The following is a 16,607-nucleotide window of genomic DNA, read 5'->3' on the forward strand; positions in this document are numbered from 1 at the left end:
GACCAGTGCGCGGGTCGTGCGCGGGTCATGCCGACTCTCCCTGCCGGGGATCGTGCCGCTCTCCAGCGCTCAGTTGTTGGATCGGTACAAGGACCGCGGTCCTTGTGGGTAACCAATCCCACTCGCCCGTGCCCGGCGCTTTCAGGTAGAAAGGCTCTTTACACCCCTCATCCGGGGCCCAGGGCGCGTGTGCGGCGCGCCCGCGTGTCTGTACCTCCCTCCGCCGACAGGCGGGGAACAGACGCGGTGCCCGCCCACTTCTCAACCAGGAGTGGACACCCTCAACTGATGATTTAAGACTTAAGGGGTAAGACAAGTGGCAGCGGAGATCGTCAATCCTCGCAGCGACAGCAGTACGGGTCACGAAGGCGCTGAAGAGCCCTTCGATCCGGCGTTTGCGCTGCACCGCGGCGGCAAGATGGCCGTGCAGGCCACCGTGCCGGTGCGGGACAAGGACGACCTGTCCCTGGCGTACACGCCCGGCGTCGCGAAAGTGTGCACCGCGATCGCCGAGCAGCCGGAGCTGGTGAACGACTACACATGGAAGTCGAACGTCGTGGCCGTCGTGACCGACGGTACGGCCGTGCTCGGGCTCGGTGACATCGGTCCCGAGGCCTCCCTCCCCGTGATGGAGGGCAAGGCCATTCTTTTCAAGCAGTTCGGTGGCGTCGACGCGGTTCCGATCGCGCTCGCGACGACCGATGCGGACGAGATCGTCGAGACCGTCGTGCGGCTCGCCCCGTCCTTCGGCGGCGTGAACCTCGAGGACATCTCGGCCCCGCGCTGCTTCGAGATCGAGCGCAAGCTCCAGGAGCGGCTCGACATTCCCGTCTTCCACGACGACCAGCACGGCACGGCCGTCGTGACCCTTGCGGCGCTGCGGAACGCGGCGAAGCTGACCGGGCGCACGCTCGGTGATCTGCGTGCCGTGATCTCCGGCGCCGGTGCGGCCGGTGTCGCCATCGCCAAGTTCCTGCTCGAGGCGGGCATCGGCGATGTGGCGGTCGCGGACCGCAAGGGCGTCGTGAGCCAGGACCGCGAGGACCTCACCCCGGTCAAGCGTGAGCTCGCGGAGATCACCAACAAGGCCGGGCTCAGCGGCTCGCTCGAGAGCGCGCTCGCGGGTGCCGATGTGTTCATCGGCGTCTCGGGCGGCACCGTTCCGGAGCCCGCGGTGGCCTCCATGGCGGAGAACGCGTTCGTGTTCGCCATGGCCAACCCGAACCCCGAGGTGCACCCGGACATCGCCCACAAGTACGCGGCTGTCGTCGCGACGGGGCGTTCGGACTACCCGAACCAGATCAACAACGTGCTCGCGTTCCCCGGCATCTTCGCCGGTGCGCTGCAGGTGCGTGCCTCGCAGATCACCGAGGGCATGAAGATCGCCGCGGCGAACGCGCTGGCCGATGTGGTCGGCGACGAGCTGTCCGCCGCGTACGTGATTCCCTCGCCGTTCGATGAGCGGGTCGCGCCGGCGGTCACCGCGGCGGTTGCCGCTGCGGCTCGTGCCGAGGGTGTCGCCCGCCGCTGAGCGGTGCGAGTGAAGGTCTGACCGCGCCCCGTTCCGTACGTCCTTGCGTACGGCACGGGGCGCGGCGCGTGTCACAGCCGTACCTGGTTACGCACCGGTACGCCCCCGGCCTATCGTCGGCTCATGTTCGCCGCCTACGCCGCCCGCATCGACCGTGACCAGCCGCTCAGTGGCCTTGAGTTGGGGGAGCGTCCCGCCCCCGATCCGCGCCCCGGCTGGTCGACCGTGAACGTCAAAGCCGCCTCCCTCAACCATCACGACCTGTGGTCCCTTCGCGGGGTCGGTCTCGCCAGTGACAAGCTGCCGATGATCCTCGGCTGTGACGCCGCCGGGATCGACGAGGACGGCAATGAGGTCGTCCTGCATTCCGTCATCGGGCAGACCGGGTATGGAGTCGGGCCCCGCGAGGGCCGCTCGATCCTGACGGAGAAGTATCAGGGGACCTTCGCCGAGCAGGTCTCCGTTCCGACGTGGAACCTGCTGCCGAAGCCCAAGGAACTGTCGTTCGCCGAGGCGGCCTGTCTGCCGACCGCCTGGCTCACCGCGTACCGCATGCTCTTCACCAACGCCGGGGTGCGCCCCGGTGACTCGGTCCTGGTCCAGGGCGCCGGCGGAGGTGTCGCCACCGCAGCGATCGTGCTCGGCAAGGCCGCGGGGCTGCGGGTCTTTGCGACCAGCAGGGACGAGGCCAAGCGGAAGCGGGCCCTGGAGCTGGGTGCGGTGGAGGCCGTCGAGTCCGGTGCGCGGCTGCCGCAGCGGGTGGACGCCGTCATCGAGACGGTGGGGGCGGCGACGTGGTCGCACTCGATCAAGTCCCTGAAGCCGGGCGGCACCGTGGTGATCTCCGGCGCCACCAGCGGCGACCGGCCCTCGCATGCCGAGCTGACGCGGGTCTTCTTCCTGGAACTGAAGATCGTCGGCTCGACCATGGGGTCCAAGGAGGAGCTGGAGGACCTGCTCTCCTTCTGTGCCGCCACGGGTGTGCGTCCCGTCATCGACGAGGTGCTGCCGCTCGACCGGGCGCGTGAGGGCTTCGAGCGGATGGAGTCCGGCGATCAGTTCGGGAAGATCGTGCTGGAGGTCTGAGCCTCTTCACCTCTCCCCGCCTGTCAACTCTGGTTGACAGGCGGGTCATGTCAACGTACGTTGACATGCATGACCGAAGCAACGGATCTCGCCGAGCGTGCGGGTGATCGTGATCCACGAGTCGGGCTGCGAGCCGTCACCGCGCTGCGGAAGCTGGTGGAGCAGCTCGAGGCCGTGCAGGTGCGCAGTGCGCGTCAGCAGGGCTGGTCGTGGCAGGAGATCGCCGCGGAGCTCGGAGTGAGCAGGCAGGCCGTGCACAAGAAGTACGGGAGGCAGTGATGTTCGAGCGGTTCACGAAGGATGCCCGCGGCGTGGTCGAGGGTGCGGTCGAGTACGCCGAGCGGGCGGACGCCGATGCCATCGACGACGGGCACATGCTGCTCGCGCTGCTCGACCGCGAGGCGAGCCGGGCGTCCTTCGCCCTGTCCTCGCTCGGGGCCACGCGCCGCCGGGAGTCGATCGAGCGGGCGTTGAGCGAGTCGCGCCGCCGCGGCGGGCTCTCGCAGGCGGATACGGAGGCGCTGGCGGGGCTCGGCGTCGATGTGTCCGAGATCGTCTCGCGGGTCGAAGAGGCCCATGGCGTCGGTGCGTTGGCCGGCGGCGGGGGCGGCAAGGGTGGCAGGGGTGGCAGGGGTTTGCGGGCGTGGGCCGGGCATCGGTCCTTCACCCGCGAGGCCAAGGACACCCTGGAGAAGTCGCTGCGCATCGCCACTGCCCGCCGCGACCGGACCATCGGCGACGAGCACATCCTGCTCGCCCTCACCGTCCGCCCCGGCGTGGTCGGCGAGGTGCTCGCGGACCATGGGGTGACTCATGAGTCGGTGCAGCGGGTGCTGTTCGGGGCCGCTGGCGAGTAGGGCAGGGTCTGTGCGGGCGGAGGGCTTCGGCGCCCCCCGCCCGTACGGACTTGGCGTCGGCGTCAGCCCTTCGGTGTGCGCAGCGCCGCGCCGATGTGGGCGGCCGCCGTGGACAAGTGGCGGCGGGCGTCGCGGAGTTGGTCCTCTGTCACGCCGTGGTCCCGGGCCGCGTCGCGGATGTCGTCGCGGAAGCGGTCCAGGAGGCGGTCCAGGTCGCGGGCCGGGTTGCCGGTGCCGTCCTCCTGGGACCAGTCGGGGACGTACTCGGCGGGGACCGCGTCCTCGCGCTCCGCGGTGAACTTGGGCTCCTCGGCGGTGGGCCTTGCGCCCTCGCCGGATGCCTTCGCCGTGCCGGAGCTCTTCCCGGAGCCCTTCGCGAACTCCTTGCCGAAGTCCTTCCCGAAGTCCTTTCCGAACTCGCCGAACTCCTTGGCCAGTTCCGACAAACCCTCACGGACCCCTGTCGGCCAGTCGCCGCGCGTGAAGTGGTCCTGCACCTGGTCCTGGACGAGCCGCGCGATGCGCTGCATCTCCTCCTGGGCCTGGGCGCGGACCTTGTCCTGTGCGTCCTGGGCCTGGCGGCGGGCGCGCTGGGCCTCCTCGCGCGCCCTGCGGGTCTCGTCCTTCGCGCGGCGCGCCTGCTCCTTCCACTCCTGCTTGGCGCGCTTGAACTCTTCCTTCGCCTGGCGCCAGCTCTCCTTGCTGTCGCCCCAGGAGCTGTCGAAGAAGTCGGAGGGGTCGGGGAAGGCCTTGCCGCCGGTGCCGTCAGTGCCGTCAGTGCCGCCGGTGCCGCCGGTCCCGTTCTTGGCGCCCTTGCCGTCCGACGTGCGGGCCTCCTCTGCTGCCGCGCGCATCTCGCGGCGGAGCTCGCCCGCCGCGCCGCGGACGCCGTCGCGGATCTCGGCCGCGAGCTCGGCGACCGACTCGCGGATCTCCAGCTCCAGATCGGCCAACTCGCCGCTGCGGTCGGCCAGTTCGGCGCGGCCCGCGTCCGTGATGGAGTAGACCTTGCGGCCGCCCTCCGTGGTGTGCGTGACCAGGCCCTCGGCCTCCAGCTTCGCCAAGCGCGGGTAGACCGTGCCCGCCGAAGGTGCGTAGAGCCCCTGGAAGCGCTCCTCCAGGAGGCGGATCACCTCGTAGCCGTGGCGCGGGGCCTCGTCGAGGAGCTTCAGCAGATACAGGCGCAGTCGGCCGTGGGCGAACACGGGGGCCATCTCAGAGCACCTTCTTGTCGTTCGGGGCGGCGTCGCTCGGAGCGGTCCCGTTCAGAGCGGTCTCGCTCGGGGCGGTGTTGCTCGCGGCAGCGTCGTCGGCCCGGGGTGTGTCGGTCGGGGGAGTCTCCGCCGGAGGGGTGTCCGTCGGAGGCGTGGCCGGTGCGGCCTCGCCATACGGATCTTCCCGCATCGGACTTTGCCCCATCGGACCCTCCTCCATCGGGCCCTCCTCCAACGCCGGCCTGCGCAGCAGCGCGATGGATCCCGAGAGCGTGGTCGCCCTCAGCTTTCCGCTGCCCGAGCCGAGCCGGCCGGTGATCCTCTTCGCCCCCCACTGTCCGCTGACCCGCAGATCCTCGAACGCGTTGGAGACGGCGCCGCTCGCGGTGTTCGCCTCCACCTCCGCGTCCGCCGGGTGGGGCAGCCGGATTGCGATCTCCCCCGATACGTTCGTCAGGCCGATGTCGGTCGGAGCGCCCGCCGGGTCGATGTCCACGATCATGGAGCCGCTCACCGATTCGGCCCGAACGGAGGAGCCCGCTCCCTCGAAGACGGTCAGGTCGCCGGAGACCGAGTTGAACCGCAGGTCGCCGGTGATGCCCTGCGCCTCCACGCTCCCGGAGACCGTGTCGGCCCGGACCGGGCCCGAGAGGCCGACCAGGGTCGTGTCGCCCGTGACGCCCCTGACCTCCGTGCGCCCCTCTATGCCTGAGACGACGGCGCCCGCCCCGATGACGCCGACCTCGACGCGGGTGCCCGCGGGGACGGCCAGGGAGACCACCGCGCTGCGCCGCCAGCCCTTGCGGTCGAGCCACTTGAGGAAGCCCTTCCAGGGCAGGTCGTCGTACGCGACGGAGAGGGTGCCGTCCGACTGTGTGACGGTCAGCGGCGGCCCCTCGATCTCGGAGACCTCCAGGCGCGCGGAAACTTCGTCGGTGCCCACGACGTTCACCGTTCCGTTGACGACGCGGACATGGAGTGTCGTCACGGGGGCGTCGAAGGTGAGCTTCTGGGGCTCGGCGACGGACCACTCTGACATCGGGCTGACCTCCTCGGGCGGGCCGGGGGCGGGCAGGCCGGGCGGCCCACGAGCTCCGGACGGAACGCGCCATATCGCGTCTCTGCTACACACGATATATCGCGGATACGGAAAGTCAAGACTGGTCGCGATACCGGCTGTGCGGGCTCGGTCGGCGGCCGACTCCTCTGCGCCGAATGCACCGTTGTGTCCTAGCGTGGGGCCATGTCGTCCGATGACTCCGAGCGCGCCGCCGTCGGTGCGCTGCTGCTCTGCCGGGCCGAACCCGACGTCGTCGAGCCCGCCGCCCGACTGTTGCGCGAGCGGATGCTGCTGGCCCCGGCGGGGCGCGACTGGAGCGTGCTCGTGCCCGAGGGCAAGCCCTGGGTGCACGGCGGTGAGCCGGTGGACCAGGTGCTCACCGGGTGGGCGACCGCGCTCGCCGTCGGGGCGCCCTGGCCGGTGGTCGCGCTGTGGTGGGACGCCGACCGTTCCGGCTACATCCTCGCGGCGGGCTTCCGCCGCACGGTCGGATACGTATGGCTGGCGAACGGCACGCCCGTCGGCGAGGGCGAGGCGATGCGGACGTTCGCCGCCCGCCTGGGGCTCGACCCCGTACTGGACGTGCAGGCGCTGGAGGCTCTGGGCAGCCCGGACTCGGAGGCGGACGCCCGGGCGCGACTCCTGGGCCTGCTCGCCGTGCTGACCCGGGCGGGCGTGGCCCTGCCCGCCGGACTGGGCCCTGGAGAGCCGGCCGACCGGCTGCGGTCGGTGGCGCATGTGCTCCCGGGTGTCCGCGAGGTCGAGTGGTCGGGATGGCGGGACGCGGTACGCGCGGAGCTGGATGTCGTCGAACGTGGCCGCTTCGGCCCATGGCTGCGGGGCCCCCGCGCTCGCGCCCTGGCCGCCGTCCAGGTGGCATCCGGAGTGCCACTCGCCGCGTGGGGCCTGCGGCGGCGCAGCGGGGGATGGGTCGCGGCCGGCGTGCTGCTGGTCGTGCACGGGGCCTTGGGTTTCGCATACGACCGGGTACGGGCGGCTGACGCCGCGTCTTGGCGGGGGTGAGGGGGCCGGTTGCCGGGGTTGCCGGGCATCCGGCGGCATGCGTGGCTCGCGTCGAGGGGTAGGTCCGGGGGCGGGGATCGCGTCCCGGTTTTGGGCCGGGAGGTGGGGGCGCGTGCGGAATCTGAGCGGTAGGCGGGATTGCGCGCGGGGTCGGGTCGGGGGGCAGGAATCGTGTCCGGCCTTTGGGGGAGAGGTGCGGATCGCGTGCCGGGGTCGGTGTCCGGACGCGGGGGGTCGCTCCAGGGGTGGGGCCGGAAGGGGGGGATCGCGTCCCGGATTTGGGCCGGGAGGTGGGGGGCGCGTGCGGAATCTGAGTGGTGGGCGGGATTGCGCGCGGGGTCGGGTCGGGGGCAGGAATCGCGTCCGGCCTTTGAGTGAGGGGCGCGGATCGCGTGCCGGGGCGGTGTCGGGATAGGAGTCGCTCCAGGGTGGCCGGGGTCGGGAGGCGGAATCGCGTCCGGGGCTTGGGTGGGGGATGAGCCGCGTTCAAGGGCAAGGTCCGGGACGGGGCTGGCGTCCCCGGTTTGGGGCCGCGGGGCGGGAGTTGCTCAAGGGTTGGCTGCGGGCGCGGTTTGTGTCCCGGTCGGGCGTCGGGAGGTGGAATCTCGTCCGGGGCCTGGGTGGGGGGATGGGCCGCGTTCAAGGGCAAGGTCCGGGGCGGGGCTGGCGTCCCCGGTTTGGGGCCGCGGGGCGGGAGTTGCTCAAGGGTTGGCTGCGGGCGTGGATTGTGTCCCGGTCGGGTGTCGGGGGGTGGAATCGCGTCTGGGGCCTGGGTGGGGGGTTGGGCCGTGTTCAGGGGCGAGGTTCAGGGCGGGGCTGGTGTCCCCGGTTTGGGGCTGCGAGGCGGGAGTTGTTCCTGGGCTGGCTGTGGGCGCGGAGCCTGCCCGGTCGGGCGGCCGAAGGTGGAAGCGCGTCCGGGGCCTGGGTGGGCGGCGCGGGTCGCTTGCAGCGTTGGCAGCCTCGCGCGGCGAATCGCTCCAGGGTCGATGCTGGGCGTCAGGAGGTGTGGATCGCCGACAAGGTCAGGGTCAGGAGGCGGTCCGGCTGGGTCGGGTCCGTTGGTGAGTGGGGGGTGGAAACGGCGATGCCCACCACCAGTTGGATCATGTCGGCGGGGAGGAGGTCCTTGCGGGCCGTGCCCTCTGTCTGGGCCCGGGTCAGCAGGCTCGATGCCGTGTCGCGGATGCGCTGGTGGCAGTCGAAGCCCAGGGCGTCCGGGGTCTCCAGCTCCTCGATCAGCAAGGCGCCGCCCAGGCCCTGGTTCACGCGCGCGTGCGCCAGGAACGCGCGGAGCCAGTCGTCCAGGGCGTCGTCCGCGGAGTCCGCGGCCAGGAGTTCGTGGGTGCGGCCGCACAGTGCGTCCACGCGGTCCTTGAGCACCGCCGTCAGGAGCGCGGCACGGCTGGGGAAGTGCCGGTAGAGCGTGCCGGGGCCCACCCCCGCGCGGCGGGCGATCTCGTTCAGCGACGCCTCGGGGCCCGCCTCCGCGTACGTCTCCCGCGCCGCCTCCAAGATCCGCTCGCGGTTCCTGCGCGCGTCCGCGCGGGGCTGCCTCGCGGCCCCGCGTGCCTTGGTGTCGTCGTCAGCCATGGCCCCATCCTCTCCTCCCGCGTGGAGCGTTCCCGGCTGACCCGGACTAGCTATGCGGAGAACTTCTCCGTATCGTAGCGGCCGGATCAGATCTGGAGAGGTTCTCCGGATTGTGGATGATGGTCAGGGGAGTGCGGATGACCGGTTCGCCGGGACGTGTTGGCATCTGGACCTTCGACTTCGAAGGGCACCCCGCCGGGCGGGTGCGTGAAGCGGCGGCGGAGATCGAGGAGTTGGGGTACGGGGCGCTCTGGTACGGGGAGGCGTTCGGGCGGGACGCGGTGGGGCAGGCATGGCTGCTGCTCGGGGCGACGCGGCGCATCGTCGTCGCGTCCGGCATCGCCAACATCGCCTTCCGGGAGCCGCTCGCCATGGCGACGGCGGAGCGCACCCTGGGGGAGGCGTTCCCGGGGCGCTATCTCCTGGGGCTTGGGGGGCACCGGGTCGACGACACCGTCTCCGAAGTGGACGGTTTCCCCATTCCTACGCGCGGCAAGGCGCTGACGACCATGCGCCGCTATCTGGATGCGATGGACGCCGCCCCCGTGAACGGCCCTGTCCCCGACCCCGCTCCCCGCCGGGTCCTCGCCGCCCTCGGACCCAAGATGCTGGGGCTCGCGGCGGAACGCACCTGGGGCGCCCACCCCTACTTCGTGACCGTCGAGCACACCGCGCTCGCGCGCAAGATCATGGGGCCGGACGCGTTCCTTGGCGTCGAGCAGGCCGTCGTACTGGACACGGACATCGAGCGGGCCCGCGAGGTGGCCGCCCAGCATGTCGCGGGCTACATCGCCAACGCTCCTCACCAGGCCGCGAACGTACGGCGGATGGGCTTCGGTGACGAGGACACGGTGGGCGGGCCGAGCCGCCGCCTGGTCGATGCGATCGTCGCCTACGGAGATGTCGACGCTCTCCACGCGCGCGTGGAGCAACATTTCGCGGCGGGTGCGGATCACGTCTGCGTGCAGGTGCTCACCAGTGAGCCCGGTGCGCTGCCGTTGCCTCAGTGGCGCGAGCTGGCCTCCGCGCTTACTTGATGACGCGTACTTGGCGCTCCGCGGGAAGTGCCAGGTAGGTGCCGTTCTTCGTCTGCGGCTCCGTCGTGGCTGGTCGCGCAGTTCCCCGCGCCCCTTCGGGGCGCCCCGAAGGGGCGCACCCCTTACTCGTCCTCGTCCTCGTCGTCGAGGCGGGCCAGCCACGTCGCGAGGCGCTCCACCGGCACCTCGAAGTCCGGGTTGAGGTCGACGAAGGTGCGGAGCTGCTCGGCGAGCCACTCGAAGGTGACCTCCTCCTCGCCGCGCCGCTTCTCCAGTTCCTCGATGCCACGGTCGGTGAAGTACAAGGGGGGCTCCGCTGGACTCGAAAACGCTCTGTCTCAGCCAGGATAGGCGTCATTCCCTCGCCCTTGCCCCATGCATCGAGTTAGCCTTCTCCTCCTTGTCATGGGGGAACGGGGGTCTTTGTGACGGATGGGATCGCACAGATTCGGCTCGACGACGGCACCGCCGTCTGGGCGCGCATCACCGAGGCACAGGAAATCGACGGCGGCAGCGGCTTCCGGGACACCGGGGTCGGCGGTCGCGTCATCGACATGGCGAGCGGACTGAGCGACGTCGTCAGCGGGGTGGTGCGCTCCCTGCGCGCCGGGCTCGCACCCACCGCCCCCGTCGAGGTCGCCGTGAACTTCGGCATCGAGCTCTCCGCCCAGTCCGGCAAGGTCGTCAGTGTCCTCGCCGACGGCGGCGGCAAGGCGTCCGTTTCCGTGTCGCTGACCTGGACGGAACCCGCGACGGAACCCGCGACAGAACCCACGACGGAACCAGCGACAGAACCAGCGGCCACGGCGACTGGCGTGCAATGAGCGCCTTCCAGGGGACAGTGCGCCCCTCACTCGCGCGCATCGTGGAGCCCGGCGAGGGGTATGAGCAGCACGGTGACCACTACTGGGGCTCGGGCTTTTTCATTGCCCCTCAGTGGCTGCTGACCTGCGCACACGTCGTGGGAAAGGGGGGAGCCGCAGTGTGGCGGAGCGAGCAGGCCGTCGGCGTTGTCTGGCAGGGCGGCACCGCCACGGGCAGGGTCGTCCTTGCCAAGCCCCGCCCTTCGGTCCCCGAAGAGAACCGGTCGCGCTGGGAAGTCCCCGACATCGCCCTGGTCCACGTCCCGGACGCGCGCGACGCCCCCTGCGTCTGGCTGAGCGAGCGGCCCCCGTCCATCCCCGCCGAGATCAGCCTGCACGGCTGGTCGCGGGAGACCGGTGACCTCGGAGTGCGCGACGGGCTCGGCCAGGCCCAGGCGCACGACACCCGGACGCTGCTGCTGACCGGCGTCCTGCCCGTCGAGGGAGTCTCCGGCGGGCCCGTCGTCGACCGGGAGTCCGGCGCCGTGATCGCCGTGGTCAAGGCCGTCGGCCGCAGCGAGGGCCTCGCGGTCCCGGTCACCGCGCTGCACGAGCTGTACGACCTGCCGGGCGGCGACGTCCTGCACACGGTGCTGCGCGAACACGACCGCCACCACCTGCGGCGCTACCGCGATGGCGGCTCCGACGACTGGACGCGCACCCAGCTCAAGCTGCGCACCCGTGGCGCACCGGGACTCACCCCGGACCTGCGGGTGCACCTGTACGGCCTGCTCGCCGAACTCCCGCCGCCCAGCGGCCCCGGCGAGGTCATGGAGCTCGTAGAAGAGGTCAAGGCTCGTGTGCTGGCGGAGGATTTCCGCTCGCCCATCGAGCAGGACCCGCGCAGCTGGCGCGAGGGGGCCGGGCTCCTGCACGACCTGCCGGACATCCGGGGAAAGGCGAAACCGCACGAACTCGACCTCGACGCCGTGCTGTTGTACGCCGCGAAGGTCGCCCGGCACACCGCGCTCACCCGCCGCGACACGGCCGCGCCACAAGCGCTGCGCGACCTCGCCGACTGGGTGACCTTCCGGTCCGAGATGGCCCGCGGCCCGATCGCCGAGGAGATCGGCCACGCCCTCGCCCCGGTCCTGAACGGCACGGACGTCGCGCCCCCGCCGACCGCGACCGTGCGGGAGAACCGCAGCCGGGCCCGTGCCGACGTCCTCGTGGAGGTCGGCGAACCCGACTACGGCGGCCGCTACCCGTGGCGGGTCAAGCTGCTGTTCGACGGCCGCGACGTGAGCCCGTTCGACGGCGACGACCGTGGAGTGCCGCGCTCCCAACTGCGCAGGACCCTGCGCGGGCCCCTCGCCAGCGCGCTGCGCCAGGGCGACAGCGGGGAGAACCTCGCCGCCGTCGAGGCCCTGCTGCCACGGCAGTTGTTCGACGAACCGATCGACGCCTGGCGCCTGATACCCGATGGCGCCGACGACGACGATTACGACGAGTGGGACCCGCCCTACATGCCGCTCGGCCGGCGCCGGGTCGTCGTCATCCGCGACCGCAGGCGCAACGCGAGAGACGCCATCCCCGAGTGGCGGCGGCTGTGGAACGCCGCCGACGGCCCGCTGGCCGCCGTGCCGCTGCGCGACGAGGCAGCCGTGTCGGGGCATGGCCCGTCCGTACGCCGCGAGAGCAGGCCCGCGGCGTTCGGCAGGCTGATGGGGGCCGAGCGCGGATCGGTGCCGGTCTACTGCGGGCACGTCGAACACGGCGACGGCTTCGCCGCCATGTCCACCGCCCTCGCCGCCGGACACCCGCTCGCCCTGTGGCGGCGCAACGGCCAGAACCACGACGACTGCCAGGAGTTCCACGACCGGGCAGGCCGATTTCTGGCCAAGGCCGGCAGCGCCGCCGGACTCCGCGACCGCATCCAGGAACTGCGCGTCCACGCCAGCACCCCGGAACTGGCCGCAGACTCCGGATGGGCCGACGGAATCGCCGTTCTGTTCGACCCTCCGGACCGTCCGCCGTATGGTGCTGAAGCCATCTCGCCGCCACCCATGGAGACTTGATGGACCGTCAAATTCCGGAAGGAGGCCGGAAGGGGACCGGAATCAGGGTCGAAACGCCGGGCAGGTCGGCGGTAGTGTCATCGTCGCCTGTACCCGCTGCGCGGCCTCACCAGAGCCGGGAGGAGCCCAAGGTGAATGACTGGCGGATCTACCGCGGTGTCGGTGAGCCGCACGACGGTGTGCAGCGGTTACCCGCCCCGCCCCCCTGGCGCGACTTCGCCGCATCGGGACGGGACGCGGAACCGGGCACCGACCCGAGCACGGCCCGCAGGCTCGGCTTCCAGCGCACCCTCGTCGAGAACTACGCACCCAGGCCCTCCGAGACCGACGCCGTCAACGCCGCGCTGTATCTGCGCCGCCCGCTCCTGGCGACCGGCAACCCCGGCACCGGAAAGTCGACCCTCGCCTACGCCGTCGCCCACGAGCTGGGCCTCGGCCGGGTCCTTCGCTGGCCCATCGTGAGCCGCTCCACCCTCCGGGACGGGCTCTACCGCTACGACGCCATCGGCCGCCTCCAGGACGTCCAGCTGGAGCGCGCCCAGGGCGAGCCGGGGGGCCACGCGGCGGCGCCCGGCATCGGCTCGTACATCCGGCTCGGACCACTCGGCACCGCGCTGCTCCCCTCCGACCTGCCGCGCGTGCTGCTCATCGACGAGCTCGACAAGAGCGACCTCGACCTCCCCAACGACCTCCTGAACGCCCTGGAAGAGGGCGAGTTCGCGATACCGGAGCTCGAACGCATCGCGGACCGCGAACCCGCCGTCCAGGTGCTCACCGACGACGGCCGCAAGGTGACCGTCACCGGAGGCCGGATCGCCTGCACCACGTTCCCGTTCATCGTGCTCACCTCCAACGGCGAGCGGGACTTCCCGGCCCCGCTGCTCAGGCGCTGCGTCCAGCTCGAACTGGAGCCGCCGGGCGAGGAGCAGCTCAAGTCGATGGTCGAGGCCCATCTCGGCGGCGCGGGCGCGGCCGAGGGCCGGGATCTGATCGACCGGTTCCTGGAACGCGAGCCCGGCGAGGTCATCGCCGCCGACCAGCTCCTCAACGCCCTCTATCTCACCCAGCACGCCCCGCACACCGAGCGCCTCACCCGGGAGCGGATCGCCACCTTGCTCATGCGGCCACTCGACCGTTCGAGGTGATGGCCCGGTGCAGCGGATGCATCTGGGAGAGCTCATCGGCAGGCTCCGTGACGGCGGCCTCGACCCCACCGCCGAGGAGGTCGCCGACGCCGTCTGGCTCGCTCAGTGGCTCCCGCACGCCTCCCGGCCCGGTGAACCGGACGCCCCGCAGGACACCGCCCCACCGCGGTCCGACGGCACCCGGGAACCGGCGGGGGAGGGGGACGACGCAGCCGCCGCGGAAGCTCCCGAACCGCCGCTCCGGGCGGCGGGATCCGCGGACGTGCCCCTGCACCTGCCGGGCGGCACGGCGGACTCCCGTGACGCGGGACCCGGTCTTCCCGTGCGCGCCCCCGCGGCGGCCGCCCTGCCCGGCCTGCTCGGCCTGCAGCAGGCCCTGCGCCCCCTGCGCCGCTACGCCCCGTACCCCGTCCGCCCCGTCGACGGCAGCCTCGACGAGGACGCCACCGCCGAACGCTTCGCCGTGACCGGCCTCCTCGTCCCCGTCCTGCGCGCGGCCCGCCACCGGAGCGTCGACGTCCAGCTGCTCATGGACACCGGGCCCGCGATGGCCGTGTGGGAACAGCTGGTCGAGGAACTGCGGCAAGCCTGCGAGCAGTCGGGGGTCTTCCGCGACGTCCAGGTCCACCAGCTGTACGACAACGGCGACGGTGTACCGCTCGTCGGCACCACCACAGGACCGCACAGCCGCACCCGCCTGCGCTCGGCCGACCAGCTGCACGATCCGGCGGGCCGCCGCCTCACCCTGGTCGTCAGCGACTGCGTGGGCCCGCTGTGGCAGAACGGCGCGGCGCAGCGCCTTTTGCGCACCTGGCCCGGCGGCTCGCCGATCGCCGTGATCCAGCCGCTGCCCTCCCGGCTGTGGGCGCGTACGGCACTGCCCGCCGAGCCGGGACTCCTCACGCGTACGCCGGAACCGGGCGGCCGCACCGTCTTCGACCCCGCCGACGAGCCGTGGGAGCCGCTGCCCCGCGGAGCCAAGGCGATCCCCGTGCTGCAGCCGACCCCCGAGGCGTTCGCGGCCTGGGCGCGGCTGCTTGCCGGTCAGGGCGGACCCGTGCCCGGCTGGGCGGCCTGGGTGACCCCGGAGTCCGACGGCTCCGGAGCCCCGCTCGCCCCCGTACCGCCGGCGGGGCGCAGCGACGACGACCTGCTGCGGGCCTTCCGGGCCACCGCGTCGCCCGGCGCCATGCGGCTCGCCGTCTGTCTCGCTGCGGCCCCGCTCTCGCTGCCCGTCATGCAGCTCGTGCAGCGCACCATGCTGCCCGACACCGGGCCGATGGAGCTGGCCGAGGTCCTGCTCGGCGGGCTGCTCAGGCAGCTGCCGGGAACGGAGGCGCGGCCCTGCTTCGTCTATCCCGCACGCGTCCAGGAGCTGCTCCTCAGCTCCCTCGACCGGGCCGCCGCGGGCCTCGTGCTCAAGCACTGCTCGGCCTATGTGGAACGCCACTTCGACCGTGGCACCCGTAACTTCGCCGCCCTCGCGGCGGCCCGCATCGCCGGGCACGACGAGCAGGAGAGCGACCCGGGCACCGCGGCCGGCGCCGACGAGGACACCACGGACACGACGGCTTCCGGAGTCGAGTCCGAGTTGTTCGCCACGGTCCCCGCCCGCGTCCTGCGCTTCTACCAACCGGACCTCGTCGCCGCCGAGCCCCTCCTGGAGGCCGAGCGGCTCCTCGCCAGGTGGCACGACCAGGCGGACCCTTCCGTGCTGCTCCGCGCGCGGGCACAGGCCGAGGCGGCGCTGCGGGGCAGCGGAGACGGGGCCGCCGAGGACGCCGAAAGCTCCGTACGGGCCCGCCTCGTCCTCGGCCGGGTGCTGCGCGCCGAGTCCACGACGGCGCGTGTACGCGGGACCGAGCGCCGCCTCACCCTGCTGCACGAGGCAGCGGCCGTACTCGACGAAGCCCTCCGCGCGGCCGCCGATGCCAGCCCGGCCCACGCCGACGTCGCCCTCGAACTCGCCGCCGTACAGCACGAGTTGTGGCGCACCACGCAGGACGCGCACTTCCTTCAGCGGGCGCTCGCCGCGCTGCCGGGCAACCCCGCGCAGTGGCCCGCCGACCGCCGCCGCGCCCTGCTGCTGCGCCGCGGACGCCTCCTGCTCGCCGACGGGAATCCGGCCGCCGCGGCCCGCGAACTCCGCGCCGCCTGCGACATGCTGGACGCCGACGGCGCCCCTGACGGCGTACGCTGCCCGGCCCTGCTCGACCTGGCCGAAGCCCTGGGCGTCGTCGACACCCCCGAGGAGACCGCAGCCGTGTTCGCCAGGGCGGAAGAGGCCGCCGGTACGGACCCGGCGCTGCGCCTGCGCTGCCTCTCCGCACGGGCGGCCTTCCACGAGGCGAACGGCGACCACCAGAACGCCGACCGCGCCTACGAAGCAGCCGCCCACCTCGCGCCGCCCGACAGCGAGCGCCGCAGCGGACTGCTCACCGTCTGGGGCGAGTCGCTGCTGCGCCGCGCCGCCGCGGAGACCGGCGCGGCGATCGTCGACCGCGCCGAGAACGTGCTGCGCGAGGCGCTCACGGCGCTGCCCGCGCGCGCCCCCGACCGCGGCAGGCTGCTCGGCCTGGTGGGCAGCGCGCTCGCCCAGCGCTTCCGTCATCTCGGCTTCCTGCCCGACCTGTTCGAGAGCCGCCACCTCCTCGGCCAGGCGATCCGGGGTGCGCGCGACGCACGGGTCCGCGCCGAGGGGCGGCTCCAACTGGGCCGGGTCATCGTCGAGTTGCGCCGCCGCACCGGAACTCCCGTGCTCGCCGAGGCGTTGCAGGCGTACGAGCACGCCGAACAGGAGGCCCGCATCGCCTACGGCCGTGCGCCGGGGTCGGTGACGGCGGCGCGTGCGCTGCACGGGCAGGGCGGCGTACTGGAACTGATGGGCCGCTCGGCGGCGGCGCGCACCGCCTACCGGTCGGCCGCCGACGAGTGGCGGCAGCTGACCGGCGTGCTGCGTGAAGTGGACTGGCAGGAGGTCGAGTTGACCCGCGCCAGAGCGGCGGCCGTCGGTGCCGACGAGCTCGCACTCCCCGGTGCCGACCGGCTGTCCGACGAGGACTGGGACCGGGCGTCCCCGCCGTGGTGCACCTGGGGAGGGGTGCGGGCAGTGCTCACCGCCTAGCAAGCAGTGCGCACCGCGCAACAAACGGACGTGTGGCCGGAGTTAAGTCGAACAGGTTT

At 72.4% G+C, this 16,607-nt stretch carries 14 protein-coding genes; 10 read left to right on the forward strand and 4 right to left on the reverse strand.

Going from position 1 to position 16,607, the window contains the following annotated elements:
• Nucleotides 1-316: 316 nt before the first annotated feature.
• The 4 genes from OG453_RS24910 (at nucleotide 317) to OG453_RS24925 (ending at nucleotide 3,474) form a co-directional block, all read left to right on the forward strand.
• Complete coding sequence (locus tag OG453_RS24910; RefSeq protein ID WP_266870688.1) at nucleotides 317-1,531, forward strand: NADP-dependent malic enzyme; 1,215 nt, start codon at nucleotides 317-319, stop codon at nucleotides 1,529-1,531.
• 123 nt (nucleotides 1,532-1,654) lie between these two features.
• Nucleotides 1,655-2,617 carry a zinc-binding dehydrogenase gene (locus OG453_RS24915; RefSeq protein ID WP_266870689.1) on the forward strand — a complete coding sequence of 321 codons (963 nt, stop codon included), beginning with the start codon at nucleotides 1,655-1,657 and terminating at the stop codon, nucleotides 2,615-2,617.
• A 69-nt stretch (nucleotides 2,618-2,686) separates the two neighbouring features.
• On the forward strand, nucleotides 2,687-2,896 hold the full coding sequence (locus tag OG453_RS24920; protein WP_266870691.1) for a helix-turn-helix domain-containing protein: 210 nt from the start codon (nucleotides 2,687-2,689) through the stop codon (nucleotides 2,894-2,896).
• Nucleotides 2,896-3,474, forward strand: a complete 579-nt coding sequence (locus OG453_RS24925) for a Clp protease N-terminal domain-containing protein (protein ID WP_266870692.1) — start codon at nucleotides 2,896-2,898, stop codon at nucleotides 3,472-3,474. Before OG453_RS24920 ends, OG453_RS24925 begins: the two co-directional genes overlap by 1 nt.
• A gap of 62 nt (nucleotides 3,475-3,536) precedes the next feature.
• On the opposite strand, the gene OG453_RS24930 is transcribed toward OG453_RS24925, so the two are convergent.
• A complete protein-coding gene (locus OG453_RS24930) occupies nucleotides 3,537-4,688 on the reverse strand; it encodes a helix-turn-helix transcriptional regulator (protein WP_266870693.1) in 1,152 nt (383 codons plus the stop codon).
• A 1-nt stretch (nucleotide 4,689) separates the two neighbouring features.
• Nucleotides 4,690-5,727, reverse strand: coding sequence for a DUF4097 family beta strand repeat-containing protein (locus OG453_RS24935; RefSeq protein WP_266870694.1), 1,038 nt, complete (start codon nucleotides 5,725-5,727; stop codon nucleotides 4,690-4,692).
• A gap of 204 nt (nucleotides 5,728-5,931) precedes the next feature.
• On the opposite strand from OG453_RS24935, the gene OG453_RS24940 reads away from it, so the two are divergent.
• Complete coding sequence (locus tag OG453_RS24940; protein WP_266870695.1) at nucleotides 5,932-6,771, forward strand: hypothetical protein; 840 nt, start codon at nucleotides 5,932-5,934, stop codon at nucleotides 6,769-6,771.
• A 996-nt stretch (nucleotides 6,772-7,767) separates the two neighbouring features.
• Here OG453_RS24940 and OG453_RS24945 read toward each other — a convergent pair.
• The gene (locus tag OG453_RS24945) at nucleotides 7,768-8,361 is read right to left on the reverse strand and encodes a TetR/AcrR family transcriptional regulator (RefSeq protein ID WP_266870696.1); all 594 of its coding nucleotides are present in this window, start codon (nucleotides 8,359-8,361) and stop codon (nucleotides 7,768-7,770) included.
• A 137-nt stretch (nucleotides 8,362-8,498) separates the two neighbouring features.
• Between OG453_RS24945 and OG453_RS24950 the strand changes: the two genes are divergently transcribed.
• A complete protein-coding gene (locus OG453_RS24950; protein ID WP_266870698.1) occupies nucleotides 8,499-9,398 on the forward strand; it encodes a TIGR03620 family F420-dependent LLM class oxidoreductase in 900 nt (299 codons plus the stop codon).
• Nucleotides 9,399-9,520: 122 nt separating this feature from the next.
• Here OG453_RS24950 and OG453_RS24955 read toward each other — a convergent pair whose 3' ends face one another.
• Nucleotides 9,521-9,703, reverse strand: coding sequence for a DUF6104 family protein (locus OG453_RS24955; protein WP_003961784.1), 183 nt, complete (start codon nucleotides 9,701-9,703; stop codon nucleotides 9,521-9,523).
• A gap of 120 nt (nucleotides 9,704-9,823) precedes the next feature.
• Between OG453_RS24955 and OG453_RS24960 the strand changes: the two genes are divergently transcribed.
• From OG453_RS24960 to OG453_RS24975, 4 genes are all read left to right on the forward strand, one after another.
• Nucleotides 9,824-10,222 carry a CU044_2847 family protein gene (locus tag OG453_RS24960; RefSeq protein ID WP_266870699.1) on the forward strand — a complete coding sequence of 133 codons (399 nt, stop codon included), beginning with the start codon at nucleotides 9,824-9,826 and terminating at the stop codon, nucleotides 10,220-10,222.
• Nucleotides 10,219-12,279 (forward strand): trypsin-like peptidase domain-containing protein, encoded by a 2,061-nt coding sequence (locus tag OG453_RS24965; RefSeq protein WP_266870700.1) that lies wholly within the window; start codon nucleotides 10,219-10,221, stop codon nucleotides 12,277-12,279. The genes OG453_RS24960 and OG453_RS24965 overlap by 4 nt, the downstream gene beginning before the upstream one ends.
• Before the next feature lie 131 nt (nucleotides 12,280-12,410).
• Nucleotides 12,411-13,424, forward strand: a complete 1,014-nt coding sequence (locus tag OG453_RS24970) for a MoxR family ATPase (RefSeq protein WP_266870701.1) — start codon at nucleotides 12,411-12,413, stop codon at nucleotides 13,422-13,424.
• Between the two features lie 16 nt (nucleotides 13,425-13,440).
• A complete protein-coding gene (locus OG453_RS24975; protein ID WP_266873122.1) occupies nucleotides 13,441-16,548 on the forward strand; it encodes an SAV_2336 N-terminal domain-related protein in 3,108 nt (1,035 codons plus the stop codon).
• Nucleotides 16,549-16,607: the final 59 nt, after the last annotated feature.

The sequence above is a fragment of the Streptomyces sp. NBC_01381 genome (assembly GCF_026340305.1).
Classification (GTDB): domain Bacteria; phylum Actinomycetota; class Actinomycetes; order Streptomycetales; family Streptomycetaceae; genus Streptomyces.

Coding starts and splice junctions, on each gene's coding strand:
- OG453_RS24930 (WP_266870693.1), bottom strand. CDS start 4,688: ATGGCCCCCGTGTTCGCCCACGGCCGACTGCGCCTGTATCTGCTGAAG.
- OG453_RS24925 (WP_266870692.1), top strand. CDS start 2,896: ATGTTCGAGCGGTTCACGAAGGATGCCCGCGGCGTGGTCGAGGGTGCG.
- OG453_RS24950 (WP_266870698.1), top strand. CDS start 8,499: ATGACCGGTTCGCCGGGACGTGTTGGCATCTGGACCTTCGACTTCGAA.
- OG453_RS24935 (WP_266870694.1), bottom strand. CDS start 5,727: ATGTCAGAGTGGTCCGTCGCCGAGCCCCAGAAGCTCACCTTCGACGCC.
- OG453_RS24965 (WP_266870700.1), top strand. CDS start 10,219: ATGAGCGCCTTCCAGGGGACAGTGCGCCCCTCACTCGCGCGCATCGTG.
- OG453_RS24940 (WP_266870695.1), top strand. CDS start 5,932: ATGTCGTCCGATGACTCCGAGCGCGCCGCCGTCGGTGCGCTGCTGCTC.
- OG453_RS24920 (WP_266870691.1), top strand. CDS start 2,687: ATGACCGAAGCAACGGATCTCGCCGAGCGTGCGGGTGATCGTGATCCA.
- OG453_RS24945 (WP_266870696.1), bottom strand. CDS start 8,361: ATGGCTGACGACGACACCAAGGCACGCGGGGCCGCGAGGCAGCCCCGC.
- OG453_RS24975 (WP_266873122.1), top strand. CDS start 13,441: ATGCATCTGGGAGAGCTCATCGGCAGGCTCCGTGACGGCGGCCTCGAC.
- OG453_RS24915 (WP_266870689.1), top strand. CDS start 1,655: ATGTTCGCCGCCTACGCCGCCCGCATCGACCGTGACCAGCCGCTCAGT.